The sequence below is a fragment of the Mesorhizobium sp. M0243 genome (assembly GCF_040321775.1).
Lineage (GTDB): Bacteria > Pseudomonadota > Alphaproteobacteria > Rhizobiales > Rhizobiaceae > Mesorhizobium.
This window is the reverse complement of record NZ_JAMYSF010000005.1, coordinates 313252-328152: the sequence shown is the minus strand read 5'-3', so window position 1 is coordinate 328152 and position 14901 is coordinate 313252. Positions and strand designations below refer to the sequence as shown.

Below are 14901 nucleotides of genomic sequence, written 5' to 3'. Positions count from 1 at the left end.
ACATGTGTACAAGACACAGTAGGGCAATAGCTGACTCGGGGAATAGCGCAAAAGGGGAATAGGGGAATAGGGGAATAGGTCTTCACCTTCCCTACTCCCTTACTGCCCTACTCCCTTACTAAGCAGCAAGATCGCGCAGCACGTATTGCAGGATGCCGCCGTTCTTGAAGTAATCGAGCTCATCCAGCGTATCGATGCGGCAGATGATCGGCACATTCTTCACCGTGCCGTCGCCATAGGTGACCTTGGCGATCATCGTCTGGCGCGGTTTGATGGTGCTCAAGCCGTCGATCTCGACCAGCTCGTCTCCCTTGAGGTTGAGCGATGCCCATGAGGTGCCTTCCTCGAAGACGAAGGGGATAACGCCCATGCCGACCAGGTTCGAGCGATGGATGCGCTCGAAGGACTGGGCGATGACCGCGCGGACACCGAGGAGATTGGTACCCTTGGCAGCCCAGTCGCGCGACGAGCCGTTGCCGTATTCGACGCCGGCGAAGACAACCAGCGGCACGCCTTCCCTTTTGTACTCCATCGCCGCGTCGTAGATCGATTCCTCTTCCTTCGACGGGTAGTGGATGGTGTAGCCACCCTCGCGGCCGTTCTCGCCCAGCATGTGGTTGCGGATGCGGATGTTGGCGAAGGTGCCGCGCATCATCACCTCGTGATTGCCGCGCCTTGTGCCGTACTGGTTGAAGTCGGCGACGCCGACACCGTGATCGGTGAGGTATTTGCCGGCCGGCGAGGCCGCCTTGATCGAACCCGCCGGCGAAATGTGGTCGGTGGTGATCTTGTCGCCGAACAGGCCAAGCACGCGGGCGCCCTTGATGTCGCCGATCTTGCCGAAACCTGATGTCATGCCAGCGAAATAGGGCGGGTTCTGCACATAGGTCGAGTTGTCGTCCCAGGCATAGGTCTGGCCTTCCGGCGCCTTGACGTTCTGCCAGTACTCGTCGCCCTTGAAGACGTCGGCATATTTGCGGGCGAACAGCTCGCGGGTGACGTTCTTCTCGATGAACTCCTGGATCTCGGCCGAGCTCGGCCAGATATCCTTGAGGTAGACCGGCTCGCCGTTCTTGTCCTCGCCGAGCGGCTCGGTGGTCAGGTCCTTTGTGACGGTGCCGGCCAGCGCGTGCGCGACGACCAGCGGCGGCGAGGCCAGATAGTTCGCCTGCACGTCGGGCGAGACGCGGCCTTCGAAGTTGCGGTTGCCGGACAAGACCGCGGCAGCGATCAGGCCCTTGTCGTTGATGGTCTTCGAGATCGGCGCCGGCAGCGGGCCGGAATTGCCGATGCAGGTGGTGCAGCCGAAACCGACCAGGTTGAAGCCGATCTGATCGAGTTCCTTCTGCAGGCCGGATTTCTCCAGATACTCGGCGACCACCTGGCTGCCCGGCGCCAGCGAGGTCTTCACCCATGGCTTCTGCTTCAAACCGAGGCGGTTGGCGTTGCGGGCCAGGAGGCCGGCGCCGATCAGCACACTCGGGTTCGAGGTGTTGGTGCACGAAGTGATGGCGGCGATGACGACGTCGCCATGACCGAGATCATGGTCGGCGCCTTCGACTGCGTAGCGTTTGGAGATTTCGGCGGCCTTCTTGTATTCGGTCTCCATCGCCTTGGCGAAACCTTCCGGAATGCCTTCCAGGGCGACGCGGCCCTCGGGCCGCTTGGGTCCGGCCATCGACGGCACGACGGAGCCAAGTTCCAGCTCGAGCAGATCGGTGAACACCGGATCGGTCGAGCCGGTCTCACGCCACATTCCTTGAGCCTTGGCATAAGCCTCGACCAGCGCGATGCGGTCCTCGCTGCGGCCGGACATTGTGAGGTAGCGGATGGTTTCCGAGTCGACCGGGAAGAAGCCGCAGGTGGCGCCATATTCGGGCGCCATGTTGCCGATGGTGGCGCGGTCGGCCAGCGTCATGTTGGAGAGGCCCGGCCCGAAGAACTCGACGAACTTGCCGACGACGCCCTTCTTACGCAGCATCTGGGTGACGGTGAGCACGAGGTCGGTGGCGGTGACGCCTTCTTTGAGCTTGCCGGTGAGGCGGAAGCCGATCACCTCAGGCAAAAGCATGGAGACAGGCTGGCCGAGCATGGCCGCCTCGGCCTCGATGCCGCCGACGCCCCAGCCGAGCACGCCAAGGCCGTTGATCATGGTGGTGTGCGAATCGGTGCCGACGCAGGTGTCGGGATAGGCTGTCGTTTCGCCGTCCTCGGTGTTGGTCCACACCACCTGGCCGAGATATTCGAGGTTGACCTGATGGCAGATACCGGTGCCGGGCGGCACGACGCGGAAGTTGCGGAACGCCTGTTGGCCCCATTTGAGGAATTTGTAGCGCTCCTCATTGCGCTCATATTCCAGCTCGACATTGCGGGCAAAGGCCATCGGCGTGCCGAATTCGTCGACGATGACGGAATGGTCGATGACGAGGTCGACCGGCACCAGCGGGTTGATCTTCTGCGGATCGCCGCCGAGCGAAGCCATGGCGTCGCGCATCGCGGCAAGGTCGACCACGGCCGGAACGCCGGTGAAATCCTGCATCAGCACGCGGGCCGGGCGATAGGCGATCTCGACACCGGCGGTGCCCTTGTCGGTCAGCCAGCCGGCCACCGCCTGGATCGATTCCTTGGTGACGGAGCGGCCGTCTTCGTTGCGCAGCAGGTTTTCCAGCAGCACCTTCATCGAATAGGGCAGCTGCGAGATGCCGGTGAGGCCGTTCTTCTCGGCCTCGATGAGGTCGAAATAGGCATACTCCGCGCCGCCTGCGGTCAGCGTGCGGCGGCAATTGAAACTGTCGAGGGATTTTGACACGTGCGATCCTTGTCTGTTCAGCCTGAAAGGGAACGGACGCCGATGGCATGCAATCACGCGCAAAGGTGCGGGTACGGCCATTTCCGCTGTCCGTTCCCAAGCAACCCGAGCCGTTCAAGGCGGCGCGTGCGCTGGTTCGGCGCTAATTCTGTTCCCGTGCCGACCGCTGGCACGGATGCACCGCATATAGAGAATTTTCTGGAATAGTTCTAGACAGTTGGAAAGCAAATTTGTGCGATGCGGCAGCGGCCGCGACACATGGTTTCAGGGCAGGCGAGGAATGCGGCTGATCGCCGAAAATCTGTGCGGCGAGCGAGGCGGCGAGGCGGTGTTTTCCGGCATCGATTTTGCCTTGGAGGAGTGTCGGGCGCTCATCGTCACGGGGCCGAACGGATCGGGCAAGTCGACCCTGCTGCGGGTCATCGCCGGGCTGCTGCCGGTGGCGCAAGGCAGCGTGAGGATCGAGGGTGGCGGCGAAGCGTTTCCGTCTGTTGCCTCGGCCTGTCACTACCTTGGCCACCAGAACGCAATGAAACCGGCGCTCAGCGTGGCGGAGAATTTGCGCTTCTGGCGCGACTTCAACGGCGACGGACAGCTCGGCGTCAAAGAGGCGCTGGAAACGGTCGGGCTCGGTGGCATCGGCCACCTGCCATTCGGCTATCTATCGACCGGGCAACGGCGCCGGGCGGCGATCGCGAAACTGCTGGTCAGCCACCGGCCATTGTGGTTGCTGGATGAGCCGACAGCAGGGCTGGACAAGGCGTCGGAGGCGCGGTTTGCGGGGTTGATGGCCAAGCATTGCACGGATGGCGGGATGATTGTCGCGGCGACGCATCTGCCGCTGGGGATCGAGGGGATGGAGTTGAGGATGGGGGAAACGGGTTGATGATGGCGCGCGAGCATCTCATACCATGCTAGCCCTCTTCCTGCGCGACATCCGCCTCAACATCCGTGCGGGCGGCGGGGCGCTGACCGGGGTCATCTTCTTTCTCGCCGTCATCGCCACCATCCCGTTCGGAGTAGGGCCGGACCTGAAGCTGCTGGCCCGCATCGGGCCGGCCATCCTGTGGATCGGCGCGCTGCTGTCCTGCCTGCTCGGTCTCGACCGGCTGTTCCAGGCCGACCGCGAGGATGGCTCGCTCGATCTCCTGGTGCTCGGCAATGATCGCCACATGCTGGCCTTGACGGTGCTGGTGAAATGCCTGGCGCATTGGGCGGGCAGTGTGCTGCCGCTGGTGGTCGCCGCGCCCCTGCTCGGGCTGTTCATGAACATGGAGCCGCTCGGCATCGGCGCCACGGCGCTGACGCTGCTGGTCGGCACCCCGGCAATCACGTTCATCGGCGCCGCCGGTGCTGCGGTGGCAGTGGCGCTGCCGCGTGGCGGGCTGCTGATCTCGGTACTGGTGCTGCCGCTGACCATTCCGGTGCTGATCTTCGGCGTTTCGGCAAGCTATGGGGCGACCGCCAATCCCGATCCGTTTCTGCAGCCCTTCCTCATTCTTGCCGCGCTAACCCTGTTTCTTGGCGTGCTGGGTCCGGTCTCGGCGGCGCTGGCGCTGCGCCATGGCACGGATTGACGCGGCGTATGACTGCGGCGCGGCGACCGATTGCGAAGCCGACGGAGCGAGGCTAAGGAAAAGCATGTCTAGACTGGGCGACATGATCGGCTTGGAAGGCCGCACTTCAGCGGGGCCTGCCGCGTGAGCGCGCATGCACTCTACGTGACCGCCGCCTATGGCATCACTGCCGTGGTGCTGGCCGGATTGATCGGCTGGATCCTGCTCGACCAGCGGGCGCGCAAGCGTGAGCTTGCCGAACTGGAGGCGTCCGGCGTGAGGCGTCGCTCCGACAAGGTCGCAAAGCCATGAGCATCGAAACGGAAACGCCGCCCCCGCGCACTCGTCGCCTGTTCGTGCTGTTGCCGCTGCTGATCTTCCTCGGCCTGGCCGGACTGTTCCTGTCGCAGCTGCTGTCGGGACGCGATGTTTCGGAAGTGCCGTCGGCCCTGATCGGCCTGCCTGCACCGCAAACCAGCCTGCCGGCGCTGGAGGGGTCAAACCTGCCGGGGCTCGATTCGAAAACCTTCGCCGGCAAGGTCACATTGGTCAACGTCTTCGCGTCGTGGTGCGCGCCATGCCGCGAAGAGCACCCGGTGCTTCTGGCGCTGTCGCAGGACAAGCGTTTCACCATGGCGGCGCTGAACTACAAGGACCGGCCCGAAAACGCACGCCGGTTCCTCGGCGATCTCGGCAATCCGTTCCAGGCGATAGGGGTCGACGAAGCGGGCCGCGCGGCGATCGACTGGGGCGTCTATGGCGTGCCGGAAACCTTCGTCATCGGCAAGGACGGCAAGATCGCCTACAAGCATGTCGGCCCGCTGACGCCCGAGACGGCGAGGGATCTCTTACTGCCACAGATCGACAAGGCGCTGGCGGCGTCGAACTGACGTCGCGACGCGCCTATACGCGTAGCTTCGTCATCCTTGGGTCTTCGCAACGCTACGCGTCGCTACGCCCAAGGATGGCGAACGTGATGAGGCGATCGAATACTCAGCCGTAGATCTGCTTGTGGATCTGGTAGAGCATTTCCGAGCGGTCGGCGCGCATGTCGGCCAGATCGCGGCTGGAAAAGCTGTCGATTTCGGCGACCAGGCGGTTGTAGTGCTTGCGCTTGGCAATGCTGTTGCGAGCGCGGGTCATGAGACTGTCGAGGATCATAGCAAGGTTCCTTTTTGGCGCCGCGTTTCGGCGGCCGTTTCTTCCTCCCTTGATCGATACGAAGCATGACATAGTAATTGTGCATTGCAAAAAGAAGATGTTGCAATGCACCATTGCGCTGAACGCATAGCCGGTTAATGCGGCGCTAAAGCGCGTCGCGTTTGAACGGATTCAGGCGACGCGCTTCAGGTCTTTGTTTTTATGCATGTCGTTCTCCCAAAACCGGGGCCACTTTTGGGCGACATGCATTAACGTCATGCGCAGAGCCGGCAAGCGATCTTTTGCATGCACTGTGCGTACCCACATTGCCTTCTGTCCCTCCGGCTGTCTTGATCCGGTGTCATTGATGCCGGGAGGAAAAGCATGGCGGCTGCGGACTATTATGAAATTCTCGATCCGCGCTTCGCGCGCCTGTTCAACGGCAACGCGCAGGTCGAGAAGCTGTTCACCGGATGCCAGTGGGCGGAGGGGCCGGCCTGGTTCGCCGCCGGCCGCTATGTCGTCTGGTCCGACATCCCCAACAACCGCATGCTGCGCTATGACGAGACCGACGGCAATGTCAGCGTCTTCCGGCAGCCGTCCGGCAATTCGAACGGCAACAGCGTCGACCGGCAGGGCCGGCTGATCACCTGCGAGCATTCGGGCCGCCGCGTCAGCCGCACCGAGTTCGACGGCTCGGTCACCACGATCGCGGCCAAATGGAAGGGCAAGCGGCTGAATTCGCCCAACGACGCGGTGGTGAAATCCGACGGTTCTATCTGGTTCACCGATCCGAGCTACGGCATCGATACGGATTATGAGGGCGACAGGGCCGAGAGCGAAATCGGCGCCTGCCATGTCTACCGGGTCGATCCCGGCACCGGCGAGGTCGAAGCCGTCATCACCGACATGGTCCGGCCCAACGGCCTGGCCTTCTCGCTAGACGAGAGCCAGCTTTATGTCGTCGATACCGGCCGCACGCATGGCGCGCAGAATCCGGCGCATATGCGGGTGTTCAATGTCGGCAAGGGCGGCAAGAAGGTTTCGGGCGAGAAAGTCTTCGCCGACTGCACGGCCGGCCTGTTCGACGGCTTCAGGCTCGACGAGGACGGCCGCATCTGGACCAGTGCCGCCGACGGCATCCATTGCTACGATCCGGACGGCACGCTGATCGGCAAGGTCAAGGTACCGGAAGTCACCGCCAACTGCGTGTTCGGCGGCAACAAGCTGAATTGCCTCTACATCGCCGGCACCACGTCGCTCTACATGGTGCGGCTGATGGTCAACGGCGCCAAGACATACTGAGACTTGAGCACTGGCGGCCGTTCGATGGTTTCATCGAAGCGGATCGCGAGCACGAACATCCCGGGAGGAAAAAATGCCATTCGTCAACATCCGCATCGTCAAGGAAGTGATATCAGCCGATCCGGCGGGCAAGAAGGCGGACATCGCCAAAAAGGTCACGGCGGCCATCATGGACGCCACCGGGCTGAGCAACGACGATGTCTGGGTGGTTTTCGAGGAGGTCAATGCGCGTGATTGGTATGTTGGGAAGACGGATGTGGAGACGCTGCGAAAGGGTTGATTTCGAAGGCATGGCGAAGCCCCTTTCCTTCGTCATCCTAGGGCGAAGCAGTCGCGAAGCGACGTCGCGGAGACCCTAGGATCCATGCCGCGACTTTCGAGCAGGGCACAACGGTGCAATACTGTCTTTGGCGGTCCGTGTAGTATCCAACGTTAGGCTGCCCTTCTTGGACCGATGCATTCTCGGCAAAGGTCGCGGCATGGATCCTAGGGTCTGCGCCGCGTCGCTTCGCTCCTTGCTTCGCCCTAGGATGACGAATGCGTGGTGGGTCGGCACTCAACGGGCGCGGATAAAGTCCGCGAAAGCATTCAGCGCATCGCGCATCGCTTGCCGGTTCGCCGGCTCCGCCAGGATGCTCTCGACCTCCGGCGGCTTCTTGCCGAGCAGGGCAATCTCCAGCACATCGTCGCAAAGCGCGAACGACATGGTGCGCATGATCTCGGCCAGTGCGGCGCGGGCGAACAGCGAGCGCGGCGAGGCGTGCACCAGCATAGCCGGCTTGGCGACGGCGGCGTCGCGCGAGACCAGCCAGTCGAGCCCGTTCTTCAGCCCGCCCGGCACGCCATGGGCATATTCCGGACAGGAGACGATCACGCCGTCGGCTCGGGTGACGGCATCGATCAGTTCGGAGGCTTCGAGCGGCGTCCGCTCGCCCTCGTTGTCGGGATTGAAGATCGGCAGACAGCCAAGCCCGTCATAGACGCTGACGCGGCAGCCGGACGGTGCGTTGCGCGCCAGTGCTGCGATCAGGGCCGAATTGGTGGAAGCCGCGCGCAGGCTTCCGGAAATGGCAAGAATGTTCAGCAAGATGGACCAGTCAGGACGAATCGTGGGTCGAAAAACCTACCACATCGTCTTCTTGTATTCCTCGTCGAGCCAGCGGTCGGTCGCCTCGGCGGAATCGGCAACCGCCAATTGATCGCGCATGATCTGGCCGAGCGTCGGCAGCGTCGCGCGGTCGTACCAGGTTTCCGGCTTCCACAGGTCCGAGCGCATGAAGGCTTTTGCGCAGTGCATGTAGGCGGCCTTGACGCTGACCACGACGACGCTTTGCGGCTCCCTACCGTCGACGGCGAGCCGTTCGCGCAAATTTGCGTCGACGGTGATGCGGGCATCGCCGTTGACGCGCAGCGTCTCGTTCATGCCGGGAATGAGGAAGAGCAGCCCGACAGAGGGATTGAGGAGAATGTTTTCCAACGTGTCGAGCCGGTTGTTGCCGGGCCGATCGGGAATGGCGATGGTGGTGTCGTCGAGAACGGTGGCAAAGCCCGGCTTGTCGCCCTTCGGCGTCACGTCGGCATTGCCGGCACCGTCGGACGAGCCGATCAGCACGAACGGGCTCTTGCCGATGAAGGAGCGGCAATGGCCGTCAAGTTTTTTCAGCTCCTTGCGGATAGAACCGTCGGTCGGCCGTGGCGTCTTGTAGATCGTCCTCAACTGGTCGCGCGTGGTGATGAATTCCATGTCCCTCTCCCCAGAACGGTTCATTGTTTCACGAACGCAGAACCGCTTTTTCTATTTTCCGGTTCTCTCTTCTTTGCCGGCCTTGTCCTCGAGTGAATGACGCAGGATCAGCGGCATCTGGCTGAAGGTGAACAGAAGCGTGATCGGCATGATGCCCCAGACCTTGAAAGTAACCCAGGCGTTGGTGGAAAAATTGCGCCACACCACCTCATTGACGATGGCCAGGAACAGGAAGAACAGGCCCCAGCGGAAGGTCAGTTTCCGCCAGCCTTCGGCGTCGAGGCTGAAGGCCGAATCGAAGACATAGCCAAGCAGCGACTTGCCGAAGTAGAGCCCGCCGAGCAGCACGCCGCCGAACAGCGTGTTGACGATGGTCGGCTTCATCTTGATGAAGATGTCGTCCTGCAGATAGAGCGTCAGCGCGCCGAAGATGAAGACGACGACGCCCGACACCATCGGCATGATCGGCAAGGTGCGGGTGAGCAGCCACGAGGCGATCAGGGCGATTGCCGTGGCGGCCATGAACAGCCCGGTGGCGACGAAAATCGGCCCGCCGAACTCGGCCAGAACAGGGAATTTCTGCACCAGCCATCCGCCGCGCGCATTGGCGAAGAAGAACACCATCAACGGACCCAGCTCCAGCACTAGCTTGAGCAGCGGATTGACGCCTTCCTTCTTCTGCTTCTGCGGGTCCGACGGATCGCGTTCGAGAATGGGTGGGTTCATGGAATCTCTTTCTTGCGCATGATCTGATCCAAAAAGTCTGCAACTTTTTGGGACATGCTTGTTAAGCTACTCCAGCGATCGCCCTGGCGAATTCGCTTGCCGAGAAAGGTTCGAGGTCGTCGACCTGTTCGCCGACGCCGATGAAATAGACCGGCAATTTGTGCTTTGCCGCGATCGCCACCAGAATACCGCCGCGCGCCGTGCCGTCCAGCTTGGTCATCACCAGGCCGTTGACGCCGGCGATATTGCGGAAGATCTCGACTTGGTTGAGCGCGTTCTGGCCGGTGGTGGCGTCGACCGTCTGCAGCACGGTGTGCGGTGCTTCCGGGTCGAGTTTGCCAAGCACGCGGACGATCTTTTCGAGCTCCGCCATCAGTTCAGTCTTGTTCTGCAGGCGGCCGGCGGTGTCGATGATCAGCACGTCGGAACCGGCCTCCTTGGCCTTCTCGAAGGCGTCATAGGCCAGTCCCGCGGCATCGGCGCCGATCTTTGAGGCGATCACAGGCGATTTCGTCCGCTCGCCCCAGATCTTCAGTTGCTCGATCGCGGCGGCGCGAAAGGTGTCGCCGGCGGCGAGCATCACCGACAGGCCACCATCGGTGAGCTTGGCGGCCAGCTTGCCGATAGTTGTGGTCTTGCCGGTGCCGTTGACACCGACCACCAGGATGACATGCGGCTTGTGTGAAAGGTCGAGCTCCAGCGGCATGGCGACATGGGCCAGCACTTTTTCCACCTCGGCCGCCATGATGGCGCGGACCTCGGTGTCGGAGACGTCCTTGCCGTAGCGGCTGGCGGCCAGCGCGTCGGTAACGCGCAAGGCCGTCTCCATGCCGAGATCGGCACGGATCAGCACATCCTCAAGGTCCTGCAAAGTCTCTTCGTCCAGCTTGCGCTTGGTGAAGACGCCGGCAATGTTGCCGGTGAGCTCCTTGGAGGAGCGGGCAAGCCCGTCCTTCATGCGCTGGAACCATGAGCGCCTCGGTGCCGGCTCCGGCGCCTTCTGTGGCTCGGCCTTCTGCTCGACCTTCTTGGTGACGGTCACCTTGCCGGGTGCGGCTTTTGGCTCCGGCGCGGGTTGTGGAAGAGACTGCGGCTCGGGCGCAATTTCCGCAATGACCGGCTGCGATTCCATCGGCGCCGGCTGGCGAATGGGAGGTGCGATTTCGGCAGGCGGGGCTTCGGGCGTCGGTGCTGAAACTTCTTCCTTCTCCCCGTCTTCAGACGGAGAGAAGGTGCCAGCAGGCGGATGAGGGGCGGCGCTGACCTCTGATAATGGCTGAGCAGGGGCCGGCCCCGGTGTCGGCACCTCGATCGGGGCTGGTGTCTCGGCCGGAACCTCGGCAGGCGTCGGCACTTCGACCGGTTCCGGTTCCGGCTGCTGTTCCGGGCGTGACGGGACGATCTCCGGCTCGGCCGGCGCGGGTGGCGGGACCTCCTGCGGCTGCGGTTCGGGAGCAGGCTCCGGAACGGCGGGAGGTGTTGGTATCTCCTCGGGCGCCGGCGGCTCGGCAGGCGTCTCGGGCGCGGGTTCTTCTTCCGGCTCGGGCTCCGGCAGGGGTTCCGGCTCGGAGGGAATAGTCGGCTCCGGTGCTGGCGGAATGGCCGGTGCCGGCTCGGGCACCGGCTTCTCGACAGGCGCCGATTCCGGCGCGGGGATCACTTCCGGCTCGACCGTCGTCGGCGTCGGCGCAGTTTCCGCCTCGCGCTCCAGCTCGTCACGCTTCAAGAACTCCGGAACGACCTGCTCGGCCGCCGGCTTCAGCGCCTCGAGCGCTTCCCATTTGATCGGCGGCAGCGGGGCGGTCTCGTCGACCCGCTCCTCGACCACCTCTTTCTTGCCGAACGAAAATATCTTCTTGAAAAAACCAGCCATGCTTTGCGTTTCTCAGGCCGCGCGGGCGGCGAGGGGCGCCGCGATCAGCCTGCTACCATCGTGGCCTGATATATCGGCCTCGACGATCTCACCCGGTGCGCCCGTGCCGAGTGCGGCAAGCGTAAAACCCTCGGTGCGGCCAAGGCCGTCGCGCTCGATCAGGATCGACTGACGCGTACCGGTGAGCGACGACAGATGCCTGATATACGCAACTTCACCGGCGGCGCGCAGCCGGGCGGCGCGCTGCTTGACCAATTCGCGGCGGAGCTGGGGCATGCGCGCGGCAGGCGTGCCTTCGCGTGGGCTGAACGGGAAGACGTGGAGATGGGTCAGGCCACACTCCTCGACGATTTTTTCCGAGTTCTCGAACATTTCGTCGGTCTCGGTCGGGAAGCCGGCGATGATGTCGGCGCCGAAGACGATACCGGGGCGCAGCTTGCGCACATCCTCGCAGAAGCGGATCGACTGGTCGCGCAGATGCCGGCGCTTCATCCGCTTCAGGATCATGTCGTCGCCCGACTGCAGCGACAGATGCAGATGCGGCATCAGCCGCGGCTCGGTGGCGATGGCGTCGAGCAGATCGTCGTCGGCCTCGATCGAATCGATGGAGGACAGCCGCAGGCGCTTCACGTCCGGCACCTGTTTCAGGATTGTTTTCACCAGCCTGCCGAGCTTCGGCGCGCCCGGCAGATCGGCGCCGAATGATGTCATGTCGACGCCGGTCAGAACGATCTCGGCATAGCCGTTGCCGGCGAGCCGCTTGACCTGCTCGACCACGGCGCCCATCGGCACCGAGCGCGAATTGCCGCGGCCGTAGGGAATGATGCAGAAGGTGCAGCGGTGGTCGCAGCCATTCTGCACCTGGACGAAGGCGCGTGCCCGGCCCTCGATGGCGTCGACCATGTGGCCTGCGGTCTCACGCACCGAAAAGATATCGTTGACGCGTGCCTTTTCGGTGTCGTTGACGCCGAAATCCGGCAGTGCGCGATAGGAGTTGGCCTTCAGCTTCTCTTCATTGCCGAGCACGAGATCGACCTCGTCCATGGCGGCGAATTTTTCAGGCTCGGTCTGCGCGGCGCAGCCGGTGACGATGATGCGCGCCTGCGGGTTGTCGCGGCGCGCCTTGCGGATCGCCTGCTTGGCCTGGCGCACTGCTTCGCCTGTCACGGCGCAGGTGTTGAAGATCATGGCGCCACCTTCCAGCGCGCCCAGACCGGCACTTTCAGCCTCGCGCCGCATCACCTGCGATTCATAGGTGTTGAGCCGACAGCCGAAGGTGACGACATCGATGCCCTGGGACATCGGGCTCTTGGGCAGAGCGGACATCAGGCCGCGCTTTCGGTGTCGCGGGCCCATGTCCCGTTCGACGGGTCGAAGCTGCCGGAAAATTCCCATTCGGCGGCGCCCGTCAGGATCACGTGGTCATCGTCGCGCCATTCGACATGCAGCATGCCGCCGCCGGGGGTCAACAGACTGACGCTGTGGCCGGTCCGGTTGGTGCGGGCAGCGGCCACGACGGCGGCGCAGGCGGCCGAGCCGCAGGCCTTGGTCAGTCCGGCGCCGCGCTCCCAGGTGCGGATGATCATCGTTTCGGGCGAAGTAACCTGAGCGATGGTGATGTTGGCGCGCTCGGGGAACATCGGGTGGTTCTCGAGCAGCGGGCCGAAGCGGTCGAGCTCATAGGACCAGACGTCATTGTCGACCCAGAAGATGGCGTGCGGATTGCCCATCGAGACGACCGAGGGTGAATGCAGCACCGGCGCGTCGATCGGGCCGATCTGCAGCTCGATCATCCGGGTGTCGCGGAACTCCTCGGCCAGCGGGATATCCTGCCAGCCGAAGCGCGGCGTGGCCATATCGACCGAGATCGAACCGTCGGCGTGCTCGCGCGCGTTGAGGATACCGGCAACGGTTTCGAAGGTGAAGATCTTCTGGCCGGTCTCGGCGGCGAGCGCCTGGACGACGCAGCGCATGCCATTGCCGCAGGCCTGGGCACTGGTTCCATCGGAATTCAAGATGTCGATGAAAAAGGCGGTGCCCGGCGTCCTGGCGTCATGGATCGCCATGATCTGGTCGAAGCTGGTCGCGGCATCGGCATTCAGCGCAATCGCCGCCGCCGCCGTCACCCGGTCGGCACGGCCACGCATATCGGCAACGATGATCTCATTGCCGATGCCGTTCATCTTGGCGAAAGGGGCAGTGCTGGCCATTGCTCCGAAAAATTCCGTGTCCGTTTGGCGCTATATGGCGGAAACGGGCAGGAATTACCAGTGCGCAGCCGCTTGGTCACGGCGAAAGCGCCGGACTTACGTGACGGCGAAAATGCCCAGCACCATCAGCAGGAAAATGATCAGAACGATGCCGATAAGGATGCGCGCACCGGTGGCGGCGGCACCTGCCAGCGCCGGCATGCCGAGCAGACTCGCCGCCGCGGCGACGATCAGGAGAATGACGATCCATTTGAGCATGGCAATGCCTCGCAAACCGGCAGATTTTTCAACCACATGAAAACGCGGTTGCCGCGTTGGGGTTCCGTCGAAACCGGATCAGGGCGCTACGTGCTCCGGCACATCCCAGACCTCGCCCGGCCGCAAGGCGCGAAAACGCTCGCGTGGGATGCCTTGATCGTCGAGCGCCTCGGTCAATTTACGCGCCGGCTCGTCGATCGGTTCGTCGGTGAGCTGGAATGTGCCCCAGTGACAGCCGGCGGCATGGGCGGCATTGCATAGCGTCATGCCTTGCACCGCTTCCCAGGGATTCTGGTGCTGCGACGCCATGAACCAGCGCGGCTCATAGGCGCCGATCGGCAGGATGGCGAAGCGGAAGCCGCCATGTTTCTCGGCCATCAGCCGGTAGTTGACGCCATTGTGAAAGCCGGTATCGCCGGCGAAATAGAGCTTGCTGTCAGGCGTTTCGACGACGAAGCCGGCCCACAGCGCCATGCGCCGGTCGCGGGCGCCACGCGCCGACCAGTGATGCACCGGCTCGACATGGACGGCGGCGCCATTGCCGATCTCGACCCTGTCGCCCCAGTCATGCGCCGACAGTCGCATGCCGGGCACGGCGGCTTCGATGATGGCGTCGTTGCCGAGCGGGGTGAGCACCAGCGGGTCGTGGCCGGCCTTCAGCCGCTTCAACGTGGCGAGGTCGAGATGGTCATAGTGGTTGTGGCTGACCAGAACGAGGTCGATCGGCGGCAGGTCGGCAAAGGCGATGCCTGGCGCATTGATGCGTTTTGGTCCGGCGAAGGAAAGCGGCGACGCGCGCAGCGACCACACCGGATCGGTAAGAATGTTCAGACCGGCCGTCTGGACCAGCAAGGTGGAATGACCAACCATGGTCACTTCCAGCGCGGCGCCCTCGACCCGAGCCGTCGGTTTCGCCTGCGGAAAGGGGCTTGCATCGCTCGCCGGCCATTTCGAGCGCTGGCCATTCAACTGCCATTTCAGCAGGTCGGCGAAACGGCCGGGTGGCTGGCCGTCGGGATTGAAGAACAATGCGCCGTCGAAATGGTCGCTGGGCGGGCCGCTGTAATAGCGATTGGCGGCAGTCTTTCTCGCGGCCAATTTGCGGCTCCAGCAGGGTTTCGTTTTCCAGACATAGGCGCTAAGGCGGTTCGCGCAAGCGTCCACCGACGAAGTGTTGACCGGAATTCCCAAGCGACGCGCGACAAGCGGTCAGCCGTCCCCATTGCGATAAAATTGCAACACTTCTGGCTGCAAACTGTATTTTAACCATATCGGGTTGA

Annotated in this window: 16 protein-coding genes; 6 read left to right on the top strand and 10 right to left on the bottom strand. The window is 63.3% G+C overall.

The features are described 5' to 3' along the window. Positions 1-118: 118 nt before the first annotated feature. Positions 119-2809, bottom strand: a complete 2691-nt coding sequence (gene acnA / locus NKJ11_RS09605) for an aconitate hydratase AcnA (protein ID WP_352612836.1) — start codon at positions 2807-2809, stop codon at positions 119-121. Between the two features lie 280 nt (positions 2810-3089). Here acnA and ccmA point away from each other — a divergent pair, with 280 nt between their 5' ends. From ccmA to NKJ11_RS09585, 4 genes are all read left to right on the top strand, one after another. Beyond that, positions 3090-3695: a heme ABC exporter ATP-binding protein CcmA gene (gene ccmA, locus NKJ11_RS09600; protein WP_352555580.1), complete on the top strand. Its 606-nt coding sequence runs from the start codon at positions 3090-3092 to the stop codon at positions 3693-3695. 25 nt (positions 3696-3720) lie between these two features. After that, positions 3721-4386, top strand: a complete 666-nt coding sequence (gene ccmB, locus NKJ11_RS09595) for a heme exporter protein CcmB (protein ID WP_352442575.1) — start codon at positions 3721-3723, stop codon at positions 4384-4386. 123 nt (positions 4387-4509) lie between these two features. Further along, complete coding sequence (gene ccmD / locus NKJ11_RS09590; RefSeq protein ID WP_013528831.1) at positions 4510-4677, top strand: heme exporter protein CcmD; 168 nt, start codon at positions 4510-4512, stop codon at positions 4675-4677. Next, positions 4674-5255 carry a DsbE family thiol:disulfide interchange protein gene (locus tag NKJ11_RS09585; RefSeq protein ID WP_352612838.1) on the top strand — a complete coding sequence of 194 codons (582 nt, stop codon included), beginning with the start codon at positions 4674-4676 and terminating at the stop codon, positions 5253-5255. Before ccmD ends, NKJ11_RS09585 begins: the two co-directional genes overlap by 4 nt. 103 nt (positions 5256-5358) lie before the next feature. Here the strand turns inward: NKJ11_RS09585 and NKJ11_RS09580 are convergent, their stop codons facing one another. Further along, positions 5359-5526: a hypothetical protein gene (locus NKJ11_RS09580; protein WP_013528833.1), complete on the bottom strand. Its 168-nt coding sequence runs from the start codon at positions 5524-5526 to the stop codon at positions 5359-5361. Positions 5527-5889: 363 nt separating this feature from the next. Here NKJ11_RS09580 and NKJ11_RS09575 point away from each other — a divergent pair, with 363 nt between their 5' ends. Both NKJ11_RS09575 and NKJ11_RS09570 read left to right on the top strand, forming a co-directional pair. After that, positions 5890-6810: an SMP-30/gluconolactonase/LRE family protein gene (locus NKJ11_RS09575; protein WP_023811298.1), complete on the top strand. Its 921-nt coding sequence runs from the start codon at positions 5890-5892 to the stop codon at positions 6808-6810. A 73-nt stretch (positions 6811-6883) separates the two neighbouring features. Next, a complete protein-coding gene (locus tag NKJ11_RS09570; RefSeq protein ID WP_023811297.1) occupies positions 6884-7090 on the top strand; it encodes a tautomerase family protein in 207 nt (68 codons plus the stop codon). Positions 7091-7366: 276 nt separating this feature from the next. Here the strand turns inward: NKJ11_RS09570 and NKJ11_RS09565 are convergent, their stop codons facing one another. From NKJ11_RS09565 to NKJ11_RS09530, 8 genes are all read right to left on the bottom strand, one after another. Continuing rightward, positions 7367-7897, bottom strand: a complete 531-nt coding sequence (locus NKJ11_RS09565) for an NADPH-dependent FMN reductase (protein WP_352793148.1) — start codon at positions 7895-7897, stop codon at positions 7367-7369. 36 nt (positions 7898-7933) lie between these two features. Further along, complete coding sequence (locus tag NKJ11_RS09560) at positions 7934-8554, bottom strand: pyridoxamine 5'-phosphate oxidase family protein (RefSeq protein ID WP_023811295.1); 621 nt, start codon at positions 8552-8554, stop codon at positions 7934-7936. Positions 8555-8605: 51 nt separating this feature from the next. Next, positions 8606-9280, bottom strand: a complete 675-nt coding sequence (locus tag NKJ11_RS09555; RefSeq protein WP_352793147.1) for a septation protein A — start codon at positions 9278-9280, stop codon at positions 8606-8608. A 61-nt stretch (positions 9281-9341) separates the two neighbouring features. Next, a complete protein-coding gene (gene ftsY, locus NKJ11_RS09550; RefSeq protein ID WP_352793145.1) occupies positions 9342-11153 on the bottom strand; it encodes a signal recognition particle-docking protein FtsY in 1812 nt (603 codons plus the stop codon). A 12-nt stretch (positions 11154-11165) separates the two neighbouring features. After that, positions 11166-12479 carry a tRNA (N(6)-L-threonylcarbamoyladenosine(37)-C(2))-methylthiotransferase MtaB gene (gene mtaB, locus NKJ11_RS09545; protein WP_352555106.1) on the bottom strand — a complete coding sequence of 438 codons (1314 nt, stop codon included), beginning with the start codon at positions 12477-12479 and terminating at the stop codon, positions 11166-11168. Then, complete coding sequence (dapF, locus tag NKJ11_RS09540; RefSeq protein ID WP_352793143.1) at positions 12479-13363, bottom strand: diaminopimelate epimerase; 885 nt, start codon at positions 13361-13363, stop codon at positions 12479-12481. Before dapF ends, mtaB begins: the two co-directional genes overlap by 1 nt. A 96-nt stretch (positions 13364-13459) precedes the next feature. Further along, positions 13460-13621: a DUF1328 family protein gene (locus NKJ11_RS09535; protein WP_128304269.1), complete on the bottom strand. Its 162-nt coding sequence runs from the start codon at positions 13619-13621 to the stop codon at positions 13460-13462. 78 nt (positions 13622-13699) lie between these two features. Further along, positions 13700-14719 (bottom strand): MBL fold metallo-hydrolase, encoded by a 1020-nt coding sequence (locus tag NKJ11_RS09530; protein ID WP_352793141.1) that lies wholly within the window; start codon positions 14717-14719, stop codon positions 13700-13702. Positions 14720-14901 lie beyond the last annotated feature (182 nt).